The following is a 12,851-nucleotide window of genomic DNA, read 5'->3' on the forward strand; positions in this document are numbered from 1 at the left end:
ACAAATAGATTGCTTTAATAAATAGATCGCTTTAACTCGCGCTATTAATAACGCATAAAAAAGGGGTTAGCCATTTCGGCTAACCCCTTTTGTTTTATTTATAACCAATAAACGGCTTATAACGAACTAACTGTTCCCAAGTTAGAGCATTAAGCAGCGATTTCTTGTGTTGCCATTTGAGGTGCTTTCTTCTCACCAACAGGCAGTACTGTGCGGCCGTATTCGTTGTTGATTACTTGTGCCATTGCAAAGTAAATAGCTGAAGCGCCACAGAAGATACCTTCAAAACCAGCGATAGTGCCGATTAGTTCGCTGCCAGTGAAATCACGAGCTGCAAGTAGGAAGAACAAGATAGTGAGTGAACCGAATACTACTTGCTTCGCTACTGGGTAGCATAGAGAGCCAATGAACATGAAGCCTGTGAAGATGCCCCATAATAGTAGGTACCAACCCATGAATGCAGCTGGGCTTGCTGGTAGGCCCATGTAAGGCATTACAATTAAACCAACCAAAGACAACCAGAATAGGCCGTAAGAAGTAAACGCAGTTGTACCGAACGTGTCACCACGTTTGAAACACATTGTGCCCACGATAACTTGGCTCAAACCACCGTAAAAAATACCCATCGCAAGGATCATTGAATCCATTGGGAAGAAACCTGCGTTGTGGATATTAAGAAGAATAGTGGTCATACCGAAACCCATTAAGCCTAGTGGCGCTGGGTTAGCTAGTTTGGTCGACATTGCGAATTTACCTTATTAAAGTGGTTGATTAAAAAAAATCTACAAAGTTTGTAAGAAAATTTTAATCCATAAACCGCTCAACTAGGTAATCCAGTTATCGTAAACTAAGATTGTGTAAATGATCCTATGGAAAATTAGTTTCATAATAACGACAATTAATTCACAGGAACTATAAGTAAGCAGATTCCCTATCACGCTATAAAAAAGATGCGAGTAACGAGATGCGAAAAGAGTCTTTAGATTCGAGTAAGCGGGATGCGAAGAGCATGTTTAGCTTGAAATAAGTGAAATGAGAGATATGAACTGAGAACAATAGAGAGCGAGCTCTTCGCTACTCGTTTACTCGCATCCCGTATCTACTCTCTCAGTCGTCACTCCAGAATCGAGGGACGAGGTATCTGGAATCATGCACTTAGACATAAACACCGACGATAAACGCCAGAGATTCCCTATCACGTTCGTTCCTCACTGTAGGGAATGACGAGGTTTGCTTAGATACGAGTAAAAGAGATGCGGGTAACGAGATTCGGGATGCGAAAAGAGTCTTTAGATTTGAGTAAGCGCCCCTTAATAGCAAACGTAGGTAACAGAGGGCGAGCTTTTCTTTACTCGTATCCCGCATCTACTCTATCAGTCGTCATTCCAGAATCGAGGAACGAGATATCTGGAATCTCGCCCCTCTTCTGTAATTTTAAATTACGCTTGTTGTGGTTTAGATTCAGACACTTGAGATTGAACTTCTGAAGAAGCGTTTTTACTCGCATCTCGTTTAGCTAACAGAGTCACAAGGATAAGCTGAGCAACAAGAGCGCCCAACACAACCCATGAACTTCCAGTAAAGCCTGCCACTACAAAACTAACCAAAGCGATAGAGCCGTTCATCAACGCATAAGGAAGCTGTGTCTTAAAGTGTTCAAACTGGTCACACCCTGCCCCGGTTGAAGAAAGAATCGTGGTTTCAGAGATCGGTGAGCAATGGTCTCCAAACAAACCACCAGACAACACAGCGCCAATTGCGACAAGTAACGGTGCATCAATCGCAATCGCGGTTGGAATAACCAATGGCATCATAATCGCGAAGGTTCCCCACGACGATCCCGTTGCGAATGAAATAATCGCCGACAACAAAAAAGCAACCGCTGGTACTAACCAGTATGGGAAACCACTCTGTGCTTGCTCGGCAATATAAGCCGCTGCACCCAACTCTTTACCGACTGTACTTAACGCCCAAGCCAATACCAAGATGATCGCAACTGGCATCATGTTTCCCATGCCTTTTAAATACACTGAAACACCATCAGACAGCTTTCTTACACCGTAGTAAGCCATAAGTGAGATCAAAGTAATTGCCGCAAAGAAATAAGCCGATGATAAAGCTGCTCTGAACGATGAACCCGCGACCTTTTGGAACGGGAAGCCTTGAGGAACTAACATCGCACACAACACCACCAGCATCACTAACAACGGTGCCCAGACAAAAGATGCCTTTGCATTTTTATGCGAGAACGGATTCAGTGATTCGCTATTCACGCCAGTATCGATTCCCGCTTGGCAATCACGCTCGGCTTTTGCCATTGGCCCAAAGTCTAAACCTTTAACGGACACTAACGGGACGATGAAAATCGCGAGGAATGCGTAAAACTGAAAAGGAATTGCACCGATGAAGGCATCCCAATCAGACATGTTGACATTCAACGCAGTAAATTCTTTCTGGATAAGACTCATGATGTAAACGCCCCATCCAATGAAAGGGATAAGAATAGCGACGGGCGACGAGGTTGAGTCGATGATGAATGCTAGCTTCTGTCTTGAGAGTTTCAGTTTATCGAAAAGGGGACGAAAAACAGGGCCAACAATTAACGGAGTGCCTAAGTCTGAGAAAAATATCACGATTCCCCCCAACCATGCTGAGATTTGAGCTTGGCATTTGTTGCTTACCCATTGAGTAACACGTTTTGCAAACGCAACACCACCACCCGACTTCTCCATCAGAGCAACAAAGCCACCTATGAACACCAACAGCATGATCACACCTGCGTTATAGCTGTCGGTAAGTTGAGGGACTAAGTAACCTTTCACCATGATACCAAACGTATCAAGCGGGTTAAGTTCACTAAACATGCCAGTCAGCATCGCAACACCACTCAGCACGCCAGCAAAAAGGCCAATCACCACATTCCTTGTCGCCAACGACAACACCAAAGTAATAACAATGGGGATGAGTGACGTGATATCTGTCTGTTCCATAGGTACACCTTAACCCTAAAATGAAAAGAATAAATATTAATTAAATTTGAATATAAATTCACAACCACCATTTGTACAGAACTTTATCCCATAACTGGATAATTAGTCTTTAAATGCGCTTCAACATAGCCAAATAGACCAATAGCCCTCCTTAGATAGCCAAGTTCGAAACGAAAAAAAGCCGAAAGTAGAAACTTTCGGCTTTTGATTATTTATATCATTATGGTCGTACGATTGAACTCGTAACTTAGGTCACCTCTTCAGCATTCAGACTATCAATTACAACTGATTTCATCCCAGAACCAATTCGACTGAACAGGGCTTTCCCATACACCTGGGCCGTTTTTAGCCACGAAACACTTGCCGTTATGCGTCACTTTATCTCCGTTACTCACTTGGCTAACGCCCGCTTGCCATGTGATAAACACCGATGGGTCAACGACGACAGGCGGCTCGGTAACAGGTGGTTCAACTGGTGTTGGGTCTACCGGAGCAGGATCGACAGGTGCAGGGTCAACTGGCGATGGATCTGTCACGGGTGGAGTTGACTCTCCAGCAACCAATTTCCAAGGGCCGCTATTCGCTGGGTCATCCCCTTGTGTCCACCATTTCGCTTCGTAGGTTGCGCCATTATGAGTCACTTGGTCACCCGCATTGTAAACCTTAGTCGCACTCCAACCATTACCACCCGGATCAGTTCCAGGGTCTACCGGATCAAGCTTATCGACCACTTTCACTTCAGGCCAGCTCGCATGAGAACCATAAAAATTCGTCACACACTTCTCGTAATCGCCAGCCACTAGCGCTGAATATGCCGTTTGGAATCCAACCAACTCACATTCAAATGAGTAGCCTTCTGGGCGGTCTGCGTAGTATTTCCAGTTACCATCCCAGTTGGTGTACAACACATCGGTCGCGCCATTGAGATTCAAGCTTCCGTAAGGCGTTTGCTGCCAACAAGTATTGGCTTCATCCGCTTCTACCGGAATTTGATAGTGCGCCGCTAGCCCTTCCCAGTAACGAATACGGTTAACGGGTTGGCCTTTATCTTTGTTCTGCTCACCACATTCAATACCACCATTAATCACGTTGATTGTGGTACCAAAGCCATAACCAATACCTGCATCCAACTCGCGTTGAGAGGGAGTCCAAGTACGGTCAATCACGTGCAGCATGGCTGGTTTAGGCGCTTGAGGCGTAAGGAAGAACCAGATAGCAGAAGCCAAGTTCAACCATGAATCAGCAACCAAGCCTGGATTATTCAATAGCACCGTTGCATCGCCATCGAACATCACTTCTGAGAACGCACCGTAATTAAAGTGGTAAGAAAGCTGTTTAGCACCACGACCGAAGTAGCCCTGCCCCGCGGCACATGGCCAACGTGCATTCTGCCAATCGTTCTGACCACAACCCGTGGTATAACCTTCTTGGCCTTCAGACCAACCCATTTCACGAACATGCACCAGCGCTTGCTGCCATTCTTCTAGAGCTAATGGATTATCAGAGGTGTTGTCTATCGCGATGTGACCGCCCGTCTCTTGAGAGAAGTGAGCAAAAGCGGTGATGATGGATTTTTTACAAATGGCGTCGGAGTCACGGCCGTCGGTGTACTCTCCACAGAAGGCTGGGAATTTGCCAATCGCACGTAAGAAGCGAGTGTAAGTATATTCTGATGCTGCCATCTGAGTGAGGAAATCCCATTCAGATTGGGGGAATACACGCTCGACTCGTTTCACGTTTTCAGGATTAGAGGCTAAGCCCGGTTCTATCGCTTCAACAATACTATTGGGACGAGTCTGTAATGCTTGTGACCAGATCGCATACATAGGATCGGATGTTTTCGCTTGTTCAGCAGCTTGTAGGGCCGACTTTTCAACAAGGTAACCATTCGGGTTTTGCGGATCAGGTTGGATGTTCAAAGACGCATGACTCTGCGCTGCCAATGTGCAGCCGAGCACTGTCGCCAAATATTTGATTTTTAACATGATGGATTCTCTTATCTGTCCTTAATAAGTCCATCAAAGAGTATGCTTCACATGTGAAATGGCCTAGCTGTAGCGGTGTGAATTTATAAAAAGTGCGAGTGATCTTTTTGATATATAGCTCAACACAACAAAGCGTCTCATGGTTTCTTGAGCTGATATCTAGTTTCCAACTGATTTGGTGTTTAGTTGTCAGCTATAAGCTTTTAATACCCTGAGTCAGAAATAAAAAAGCCCCGAACTTGAGTTCGAGGCTTTTAATAATTAAGTCAAATCATGGCTAAGTCAAATAATAGCCAAATCAAAACTGGTTAAATCTCTAAGAGATTATTCCCACTCGATAGTTGCTGGTGGCTTACCAGAAATATCGTAAACAACACGTGAAATGCCGTTAACTTCGTTGATAATACGGTTAGAAACCTTACCTAGGAAGTCGTATGGTAGGTGTGCCCAGTGAGCAGTCATGAAGTCGATAGTTTCTACAGCACGTAGAGATACAACCCAATCGTACTTACGGCCATCGCCCATTACGCCAACTGAACGTACTGGTAGGAATACCGTGAATGCTTGAGATACTTTGTGGTAAAGGTCAGCAGCGTGAAGCTCTTCAATGAAGATAGCATCAGCACGACGCAGTAAATCACAGTACTCTTTCTTCACTTCGCCTAGTACACGAACACCTAGACCTGGACCCGGGAATGGGTGGCGGTAAAGCATGTTGTATGGAAGACCAAGCTCTAGGCCGATCTTACGTACTTCATCTTTAAACAGCTCACGTAGAGGCTCAACAAGGCCCATTTCCATATCATCAGGAAGGCCACCAACGTTGTGGTGAGATTTGATTACGTGTGCTTTGCCAGTCTTAGATGCTGCAGACTCGATGACGTCTGGGTAGATAGTACCCTGAGCAAGCCATTTAGCATTCTTCAGTTTCTTAGACTCTTCGTCGAAGATATCTACGAATACGTGACCGATGATCTTACGTTTCGCTTCTGGTTCAGCTTCGCCTTCCAGAGCGTTAAGGAAACGTTCTTCAGCATCAACTTTAATGATGTTAAGGCCGAATTTGTCACCAAACATGTCCATAACCTGCTCGCCTTCGTTTAAACGAAGAAGGCCGTTATCAACAAATACACATGTTAGTTTGTCGCCGATAGCGCGGTGAGCAAGCATTGCAACTACAGATGAATCAACACCACCAGAAAGACCAAGGATAACTTCGTCGTCACCTACTTGTTCTTTAATACGTGCAACTGCATCTTCAATGATAGACGCTGAAGTCCACAGACCTTCACAACCACACGCGTTAAGAACGAAGTTCTCTAGCATTTTTAGGCCGTTTTTAGTGTGTGTTACTTCTGGGTGGAATTGAACACCGTAGTATTTCTTCTCTTCGTTTGCCATTGCTGCGTATGGGCAAGTGTCTGTCTCTGCGATTTTTGTAAAATCAGCAGGGATTTCAACCACTTTGTCACCGTGGCTCATCCAAACATCTTGAGTCGTCTCAAGGTCAGCGAAAAGTGCAGATTCACCCGTTACTTGTACCGCTGCGTAGCCGAACTCGCGCTCAGTAGACGTTGCTACTTTACCGCCAAGTTGCTCAGCCATAGTTTGCATGCCGTAGCAGATACCGAAGACAGGAACACCTGAATCAAATACGTACTGAGGTGCACGTGGAGAATTCTCTTCCGTTACACTTTCAGGGCCACCAGATAGGATGATGCCGTCTGGATTGAATTCACGAATATCCGCTTCTTCTACGTCCCAGCTCCAAAGTTCACAGTAAACACCGATCTCACGAATACGACGAGCTACTAGCTGTGTGTATTGAGAACCGAAGTCCAGAATTAGAATACGTTGGTCATGAATATTTTTAGTCATTGTAAGCAGTCTTATTGGCTATGTGATAAAACGGAGGCGAGTTTACTCACCTCTGATTAACTCTTCAAGAAATAAAGCAAACGTTTTCGTTAGATATCTTTAATCACGTGTTTTGAGAAAATCGGACTTTTAACAAAACAGACGGTAGATAAAATAATGTGCCGACTAAATCAGCACATTATTCAAACGTTCGGACGTATTATTAACCTAAACGGTAGTTAGGTGCTTCTTTCGTGATTTGAACATCGTGTACGTGAGATTCTTTCATGCCCGCACCAGAGATACGAACAAACTCAGCTTTAGTACGCATGTCTTCAACAGTTGCAGAACCCGTTAGGCCCATGCTTGAGCGTAAGCCGCCCATCTGTTGGTGAACGATCTCTTTTAGACGACCTTTGTATGCGATACGACCTTCAATACCTTCTGGAACAAGCTTGTCTGCAGCATTGTCAGATTGGAAGTAACGGTCAGAAGAACCTTGAGACATAGCGCCAAGAGAACCCATACCACGGTAAGACTTGTAAGAACGACCGTTATAAAGGATGACTTCACCCGGTGCTTCTTCAGTACCAGCGAACATTGAACCAACCATCACACAAGATGCGCCAGCAACGATAGCTTTACAGATATCGCCAGAGAAGCGAATGCCGCCATCTGCGATTACTGGAATACCGTATTCGTTAGCCACTTCAGCTGCGTCTGCGATTGCTGTTACTTGCGGAACACCAACACCAGTAACGATACGAGTCGTACAGATTGAACCCGGGCCGATACCTACTTTAACCGCACTAACACCCGCTTCGATAAGAGCACGAGCGCCAGCGCCAGTTGCTACGTTACCACCGATGATTTGTAGATCAGGGTATGTAGCACGCGTATCACGAATACGGTTAAGTACGCCTTCAGAGTGACCGTGTGAAGAGTCGATAAGTAGAACGTCTACGCCAGCTTCAACAAGAGCAGCAACGCGCTCTTCGTTACCAGCACCAGCACCAACAGCTGCACCTACACGTAGGCTGCCGCGCTCATCTTTACAAGCGTTTGGTTTACGTTCTGCTTTATGGAAATCTTTCGCAGTGATCATTCCAGTTAGTTGGAAGTCATCATTTACAACAAGAACTTTTTCAACGCGCGCTTCATGCATTTTCTCTTGAACTTCTTCACGAGTTGCACCTTCTTTAACAGAAGCAAGGCGAGCTTTAGGCGTCATTACTACATCAACTTTCTTAGAAAGGTCAGTCACAAAGCGAACGTCACGGCCAGTAATAATACCAACAAGTTCGTTTGTTTCAGTAACAACAGGGAAACCGGCAAAGCCGTGTTTTTGAGTAAGGGCTACAACATCAGCGATTATCGCATCAGGGTTTACAGTAACAGGGTGAGAAACCACACCTGCTTCGTAAATTTTAACCTGGCGAACCATTTCTGCTTGCTGTTCAATAGACATGTTCTTATGAATGAAGCCTATTCCGCCTTCTTGTGCCAGTGCAATCGCTAGGCGAGCTTCTGTCACAGTATCCATCGATGCAGAGATCATTGGGATGTTTAGGGAAATATTCTTCGTCAGCTGAGTGCGAAGATCAGCTGTATTAGGGAGAACGGTGGAGTGTGCTGGCACTAGCAGTACGTCGTCGAATGTCAGCGCTTCTTTGGCAATTCTTAGCATTTGCAATATCTCACAATAATAGGAGTAAAAAGAAACAATCCAATCTCATCGTTTCGCCTAATGAGGGCAGCCAATTAAGGAAAATCAAACTGCATTTGGATTAGATATTGCGGACGGATTATACGGCCAACGAAATCGCTTGGCTACACATTTTTGTATTTTTAATTTGCATTTACCCCCTTGCTATGTATTATATTGCCGCTATCTTCCATACTCACGCCCTGTGAGATTCCAAGAAAGACCTTCCTTCAAGGAAAGATAGTGCTTCTATGACTAATCCAAACATCTTTACTGTTTCTCGCCTCAACTCAGAGGTTCGTCTCCTATTAGAAAACGAAATGGGAATAGTCTGGCTCGTTGGTGAAATCTCAAATTTCTCTGCACCTGTCTCTGGTCACTGGTACCTCACGCTTAAAGACTCTCGCGCTCAAGTTAAGTGCGCTATGTTTCGTGGCAATAACCGCCGTGTGACTTTTAAGCCTCAGAACGGTAATCAAGTTTTAGTCAAAGCACGTCTGTCTCTTTATGAGCCACGCGGTGACTATCAGCTGATTATAGAAAGCATGCAGCCAGAGGGTGATGGTAAGCTTCAGCAAGAATTTGAAAAACTTAAGATGAACTTAGCGGCGGAAGGCTTATTTGCTCAATCCAGTAAGCAGATTCTGCCAGAACATCCTAAGTGCGTCGGTGTCATCACCTCTAAAACAGGCGCAGCCCTCTTCGATATTCTCGATGTTCTCAAGAGACGCGACCCTTCATTGCCAGTCATCGTGTATCCGACCATGGTACAAGGTGAAGGAGCTTCGATTCAGATCGCTCAAGCGATTGGACGTGCCAATGAGCGCAACGAGTGTAACGTATTGATCGTTGGTCGTGGCGGCGGTTCATTAGAAGACTTATGGTGTTTCAATAACGAGATCGTCGCTCGCACCATTGCAGCAAGCCAGATCCCGATTATCAGTGCCGTTGGCCACGAAGTTGACGTCACTATCGCCGATTTCGTCGCAGACATGCGAGCTCCAACGCCATCAGCAGCCGCTGAATTGGTTAGCCGTGACAACAGTCATAAGGAGCAAGCTTATGCGTCTAAACGTGCTCGTTTAGTAAGTGCGATTCGTCATGTGCTAATCAAACAAGCACAATCAACTCAAACGTTGAAATACCGCTTAGAGAAACAACACCCGAGCTACCAACTGCAAAAGCAGAGTCAGCAGCTTGATGACCTAGACATGCGTTTGCGTCGTGGTATGACTCAATACCTAAAACAACATGCACAGCGTGTTGAACGTAAACAGCACCAACTTCAGCTGAACTCACCAGTAAAGCGCCTTGGTGAACAAAAACTGCATCTACAACGTTCAGAGCAAAAGCTATTAGATGCAATGGATAAAACACTACTAACCACTCGCCACCAGCTAGCTATGGCTGCCGAGAAGTTAGAAACAGTGAGCCCGCTGGCAACTCTAAAGCGTGGTTACAGCATTACCCATTCAACATCGAGCAAGACTGTGTCATCAATCAACGACGTCGAAGTAGGCGAAGTGATCACCACCCAAGTTGAAGACGGTGTAATTGAATCGCAAGTGACAACAAGAGTCGCTAAGAGCGAGCTTTAGATTCAACTAGGACGTTAAAAATCATTTAAAACAAGAAAGCCCTATCGATAATCGACAGGGCTTTTTTGTATCTACTGGCTTCAAAAGAAACGACCTGATTCAAATCCTACTCAGTCGTAGAAGGCTCCTTCATGGTTAGCATCCCTTCCGTCACAATAAAGTTGATGATGAAGTCTAAGCCTTGACTCTCTTTTAGGTTGGTGAACACATATGGCTTGGTTGGTCGCATGCGCTGAGTGTCTTGCTCCATTACCTCAAGCGACGCTCCTACATATGGTGCTAAATCGATCTTGTTGATAACCAGCAGATCAGAACGTGTAATACCCGGTCCGCCTTTACGTGGGATCTTCTCCCCTTCCGCTACATCGATTACATAGATAGTAAGGTCGGCTAACTCTGGGCTGAACGTGGCACTGAGGTTGTCGCCACCGCTTTCGACGAATACCACATCGAGGTTCTTATGCAGTTTAGCAAGCTCTTCTACCGCAGCTAAGTTCATCGACGCATCTTCACGGATCGCAGTGTGCGGACAGCCACCCGTTTCTACACCAATGATGCGGTCAGGTTCGAGAGCCTCTGCACGTGTGAGTATCTTGGCATCTTCCTGGGTGTAGATGTCGTTGGTTACCACAGCAATGTTGAGCTTGTCTCTAATCGCCTTACATAGCACCTCTAACAATGCTGTTTTACCAGACCCTACCGGGCCGCCAATACCAATTCGAAGTGGTTGCTTATAACTTTCCATTGTCTACTTCCTTATATTCTTTTTGCTACATCGTTCGCGCTAACCGCTACGAACGAAATAGTCGTGTGTATTGTGTTTCGTGCAGTGAACTCGCTAATGCCATCGAAGGCGAAAAGCTCCCTATCATCCAATCTTCTATCGTGCGTGCTTTCTCAATGATCTCGGGAAACGTATTGGTGATATTAATCAGTGTCAACTGACCATCGGTTTGACCTAAAGGCACTAACTTGACCCCTGCGGTAACGATGTTTTCAAGCCAACTCCATAAATAACCCTGCTTGAGGCTCTCTAAATCAATACCCCAATGCTGAGCCGCCATACACATGCCCAACAATTGGTTTGGATGACTATCAACAGAATCCACCAGCGAAATATCGATATCCAAGCGCTTCAACAAGGTGTTCAATGCATGCCCACGCTGCTTTTCTTCCGCTCGCAATTCACTGGTTTCACGGCTTGAATATAAGTAGTTACACCAATGCTCAATCTCATCGATTTCACCCTTTTCTAGCGCGTGATAAAGACGCTCTAAGATAGGTAATTCCAAAGTTGCGACACTGGAACTGACGATGGTATTAAGCCACCGTTCCATGCTGTTGCGATCGCTCACCCACCCCGCTTCAACCGCTAGCTCTAAGCCTTGCGAATAAGTGAACCCACCAATCGGCAACGATGGACTGATCAATTGAAACAGACGATAGACGGCTACATTTTCTGTTGTGGTCATAATCGTGCCCTCAGTCTTCCAGAATCAAATAAGTTCGAGAGCCTACGCGCCTAACAGCAATAGTGCGCTTGCTGAAGCCACGCCGACTGACAACCATTTAGAGTAAACCGCGCGACCAACAAAAGTACCGATAACCATCAGAGCCAAAGCACTGATACTCATGCCTGTTGCGAACTGAGTCAGGTTGCTCGCGGCTTCAACGCCGTGTGCGTAACCATGGAAGAACAACATAGCAATCGAAGCAACTAATACGCTGTTTATACGCTTGGTTGATGGTGAGAATACATGCCATAAACATAAGCTGACGACAAACAGAGAAGCGATAATGGCAGGCTCAACAATCACAGAGAAACCTAAGGCTTGGCCTGCGATGAGTCCGACCACCAAAGACGCCAACCCGCCGCCAATCAGAGCGGCTTTTATCTTGGTTGAAAATGACAGTGCGCCGATTAACAAACCGAAAGCGATCAGCATGATCAGATGATCCATGCCAGTCACAGGGTGAGTTAAGCCAGACATAAACGAGTGAGACTCATGAACTGAATGCGCCCCATGTCCTGGGTGAGCGAAAGCCATCGTTGATGTTGTTAGAGAAGCTATTGTGAAAGTGCATAAGCCTGCAGCTGTTTTAAAGTTCATCGCGAGTTCCTTGCGTTTATAGTTATTAATATTTGTTGTTATATAAATCGTTTAGTGAGTCATCAATGACTCGATTAATGATGGTGATGATGTCCACCAGAGCGACCGCCATAAGCACCGCCTTCTGGTTCAAACGGTTGTTTCTCGGTAGTCACTTTCGCGCCTAAGCCTTCAACCATTTCATCTAAAACATGGTCGTGTTGATAACGAACCCAACCCGCTTCCACTTGCAGTGGAACATGACGGTTACCAAGGTGATACGCCACTCGCGTTAACAGGAGCAAGTCTTCACAGTAAACAGTCGAAACGGTTTCTGGTGCCGCTTTCACTTCTACGACTAAACCGCATTCACTTGAGAGTTGTTCGCCACCACGCAAGATATGACCTCGTGGTAGAAACAGCCCGGCATTGCGCCCGTCATCGAGCATCACCTTAAGGCGGCTTTTAATGCGGCTATCGATCGGCAGGCTCAAATAGCCGTCCGGTGCATTTTGTATTTGAGTCTTCAGTTGAGTCAGTTCAATCATGCTATTACCTCAATCTCCTTGTGAGATTTATAACGTTCAAAATAAGAGCCTTCAGCCAAGGTTTAAAATTGGAGCTTC

Annotated in this window: 10 protein-coding genes; 1 reads left to right on the plus strand and 9 read right to left on the minus strand. The window is 45.5% G+C overall.

From position 1 onward, the window contains the following. Positions 1–149: 149 nt before the first annotated feature. The 5 genes from ACED46_RS06185 to guaB form a co-directional block, all read right to left on the minus strand. A complete protein-coding gene (locus ACED46_RS06185) occupies positions 150–743 on the minus strand; it encodes a GPR1/FUN34/YaaH family transporter (protein WP_004735131.1) in 594 nt (197 codons plus the stop codon). 696 nt (positions 744–1,439) lie between these two features. Then, on the minus strand, positions 1,440–2,990 hold the full coding sequence (locus tag ACED46_RS06190; protein ID WP_371721099.1) for a Na+/H+ antiporter NhaC family protein: 1,551 nt from the start codon (positions 2,988–2,990) through the stop codon (positions 1,440–1,442). A gap of 275 nt (positions 2,991–3,265) precedes the next feature. Continuing rightward, the gene (locus tag ACED46_RS06195; protein ID WP_108093470.1) at positions 3,266–4,975 is read right to left on the minus strand and encodes a chitinase; all 1,710 of its coding nucleotides are present in this window, start codon (positions 4,973–4,975) and stop codon (positions 3,266–3,268) included. Positions 4,976–5,299: 324 nt separating this feature from the next. Continuing rightward, positions 5,300–6,853, minus strand: coding sequence for a glutamine-hydrolyzing GMP synthase (gene guaA / locus ACED46_RS06200; RefSeq protein WP_017110460.1), 1,554 nt, complete (start codon positions 6,851–6,853; stop codon positions 5,300–5,302). 202 nt (positions 6,854–7,055) lie between these two features. After that, positions 7,056–8,519, minus strand: coding sequence for an IMP dehydrogenase (guaB, locus tag ACED46_RS06205; RefSeq protein ID WP_371721100.1), 1,464 nt, complete (start codon positions 8,517–8,519; stop codon positions 7,056–7,058). A gap of 269 nt (positions 8,520–8,788) precedes the next feature. Here guaB and xseA point away from each other — a divergent pair, with 269 nt between their 5' ends. Continuing rightward, positions 8,789–10,135 carry an exodeoxyribonuclease VII large subunit gene (gene xseA, locus ACED46_RS06210; RefSeq protein ID WP_102450308.1) on the plus strand — a complete coding sequence of 449 codons (1,347 nt, stop codon included), beginning with the start codon at positions 8,789–8,791 and terminating at the stop codon, positions 10,133–10,135. A 106-nt stretch (positions 10,136–10,241) separates the two neighbouring features. On the opposite strand, the gene ureG is transcribed toward xseA, so the two are convergent. The 4 genes from ureG to ureE form a co-directional block, all read right to left on the minus strand. Then, positions 10,242–10,880 carry an urease accessory protein UreG gene (ureG, locus tag ACED46_RS06215; RefSeq protein WP_017062498.1) on the minus strand — a complete coding sequence of 213 codons (639 nt, stop codon included), beginning with the start codon at positions 10,878–10,880 and terminating at the stop codon, positions 10,242–10,244. A gap of 46 nt (positions 10,881–10,926) precedes the next feature. Further along, positions 10,927–11,607 (minus strand): urease accessory protein UreF, encoded by a 681-nt coding sequence (locus ACED46_RS06220; RefSeq protein WP_371721101.1) that lies wholly within the window; start codon positions 11,605–11,607, stop codon positions 10,927–10,929. 42 nt (positions 11,608–11,649) lie between these two features. After that, entirely contained in the window at positions 11,650–12,246 is a 597-nt protein-coding gene (locus ACED46_RS06225; RefSeq protein WP_371721102.1) for a HupE/UreJ family protein, read from the minus strand. 74 nt (positions 12,247–12,320) lie between these two features. After that, positions 12,321–12,773 carry an urease accessory protein UreE gene (gene ureE, locus ACED46_RS06230; protein WP_108175950.1) on the minus strand — a complete coding sequence of 151 codons (453 nt, stop codon included), beginning with the start codon at positions 12,771–12,773 and terminating at the stop codon, positions 12,321–12,323. Between the last annotated feature and the right edge of the window lie 78 nt (positions 12,774–12,851).

Origin of the sequence: Vibrio sp. 1S139 (assembly GCF_041439475.1) — a bacterium.
In the GTDB taxonomy this organism is placed as follows: domain Bacteria; phylum Pseudomonadota; class Gammaproteobacteria; order Enterobacterales; family Vibrionaceae; genus Vibrio; species Vibrio crassostreae_C.

Excerpts from the sequence above, each read along its gene's own strand:
- ACED46_RS06185 (WP_004735131.1), bottom strand. The coding sequence starts at position 743 with ATGTCGACCAAACTAGCTAACCCAGCGCCACTAGGCTTAATGGGTTTC.
- ACED46_RS06190 (WP_371721099.1), bottom strand. The coding sequence starts at position 2,990 with ATGGAACAGACAGATATCACGTCACTCATCCCCATTGTTATTACTTTG.
- ACED46_RS06195 (WP_108093470.1), bottom strand. The coding sequence starts at position 4,975 with ATGTTAAAAATCAAATATTTGGCGACAGTGCTCGGCTGCACATTGGCA.
- guaA (WP_017110460.1), bottom strand. The coding sequence starts at position 6,853 with ATGACTAAAAATATTCATGACCAACGTATTCTAATTCTGGACTTCGGT.
- guaB (WP_371721100.1), bottom strand. The coding sequence starts at position 8,519 with ATGCTAAGAATTGCCAAAGAAGCGCTGACATTCGACGACGTACTGCTA.
- xseA (WP_102450308.1), top strand. The coding sequence starts at position 8,789 with ATGACTAATCCAAACATCTTTACTGTTTCTCGCCTCAACTCAGAGGTT.
- ureG (WP_017062498.1), bottom strand. The coding sequence starts at position 10,880 with ATGGAAAGTTATAAGCAACCACTTCGAATTGGTATTGGCGGCCCGGTA.
- ACED46_RS06220 (WP_371721101.1), bottom strand. The coding sequence starts at position 11,607 with ATGACCACAACAGAAAATGTAGCCGTCTATCGTCTGTTTCAATTGATC.
- ACED46_RS06225 (WP_371721102.1), bottom strand. The coding sequence starts at position 12,246 with ATGAACTTTAAAACAGCTGCAGGCTTATGCACTTTCACAATAGCTTCT.
- ureE (WP_108175950.1), bottom strand. The coding sequence starts at position 12,773 with ATGATTGAACTGACTCAACTGAAGACTCAAATACAAAATGCACCGGAC.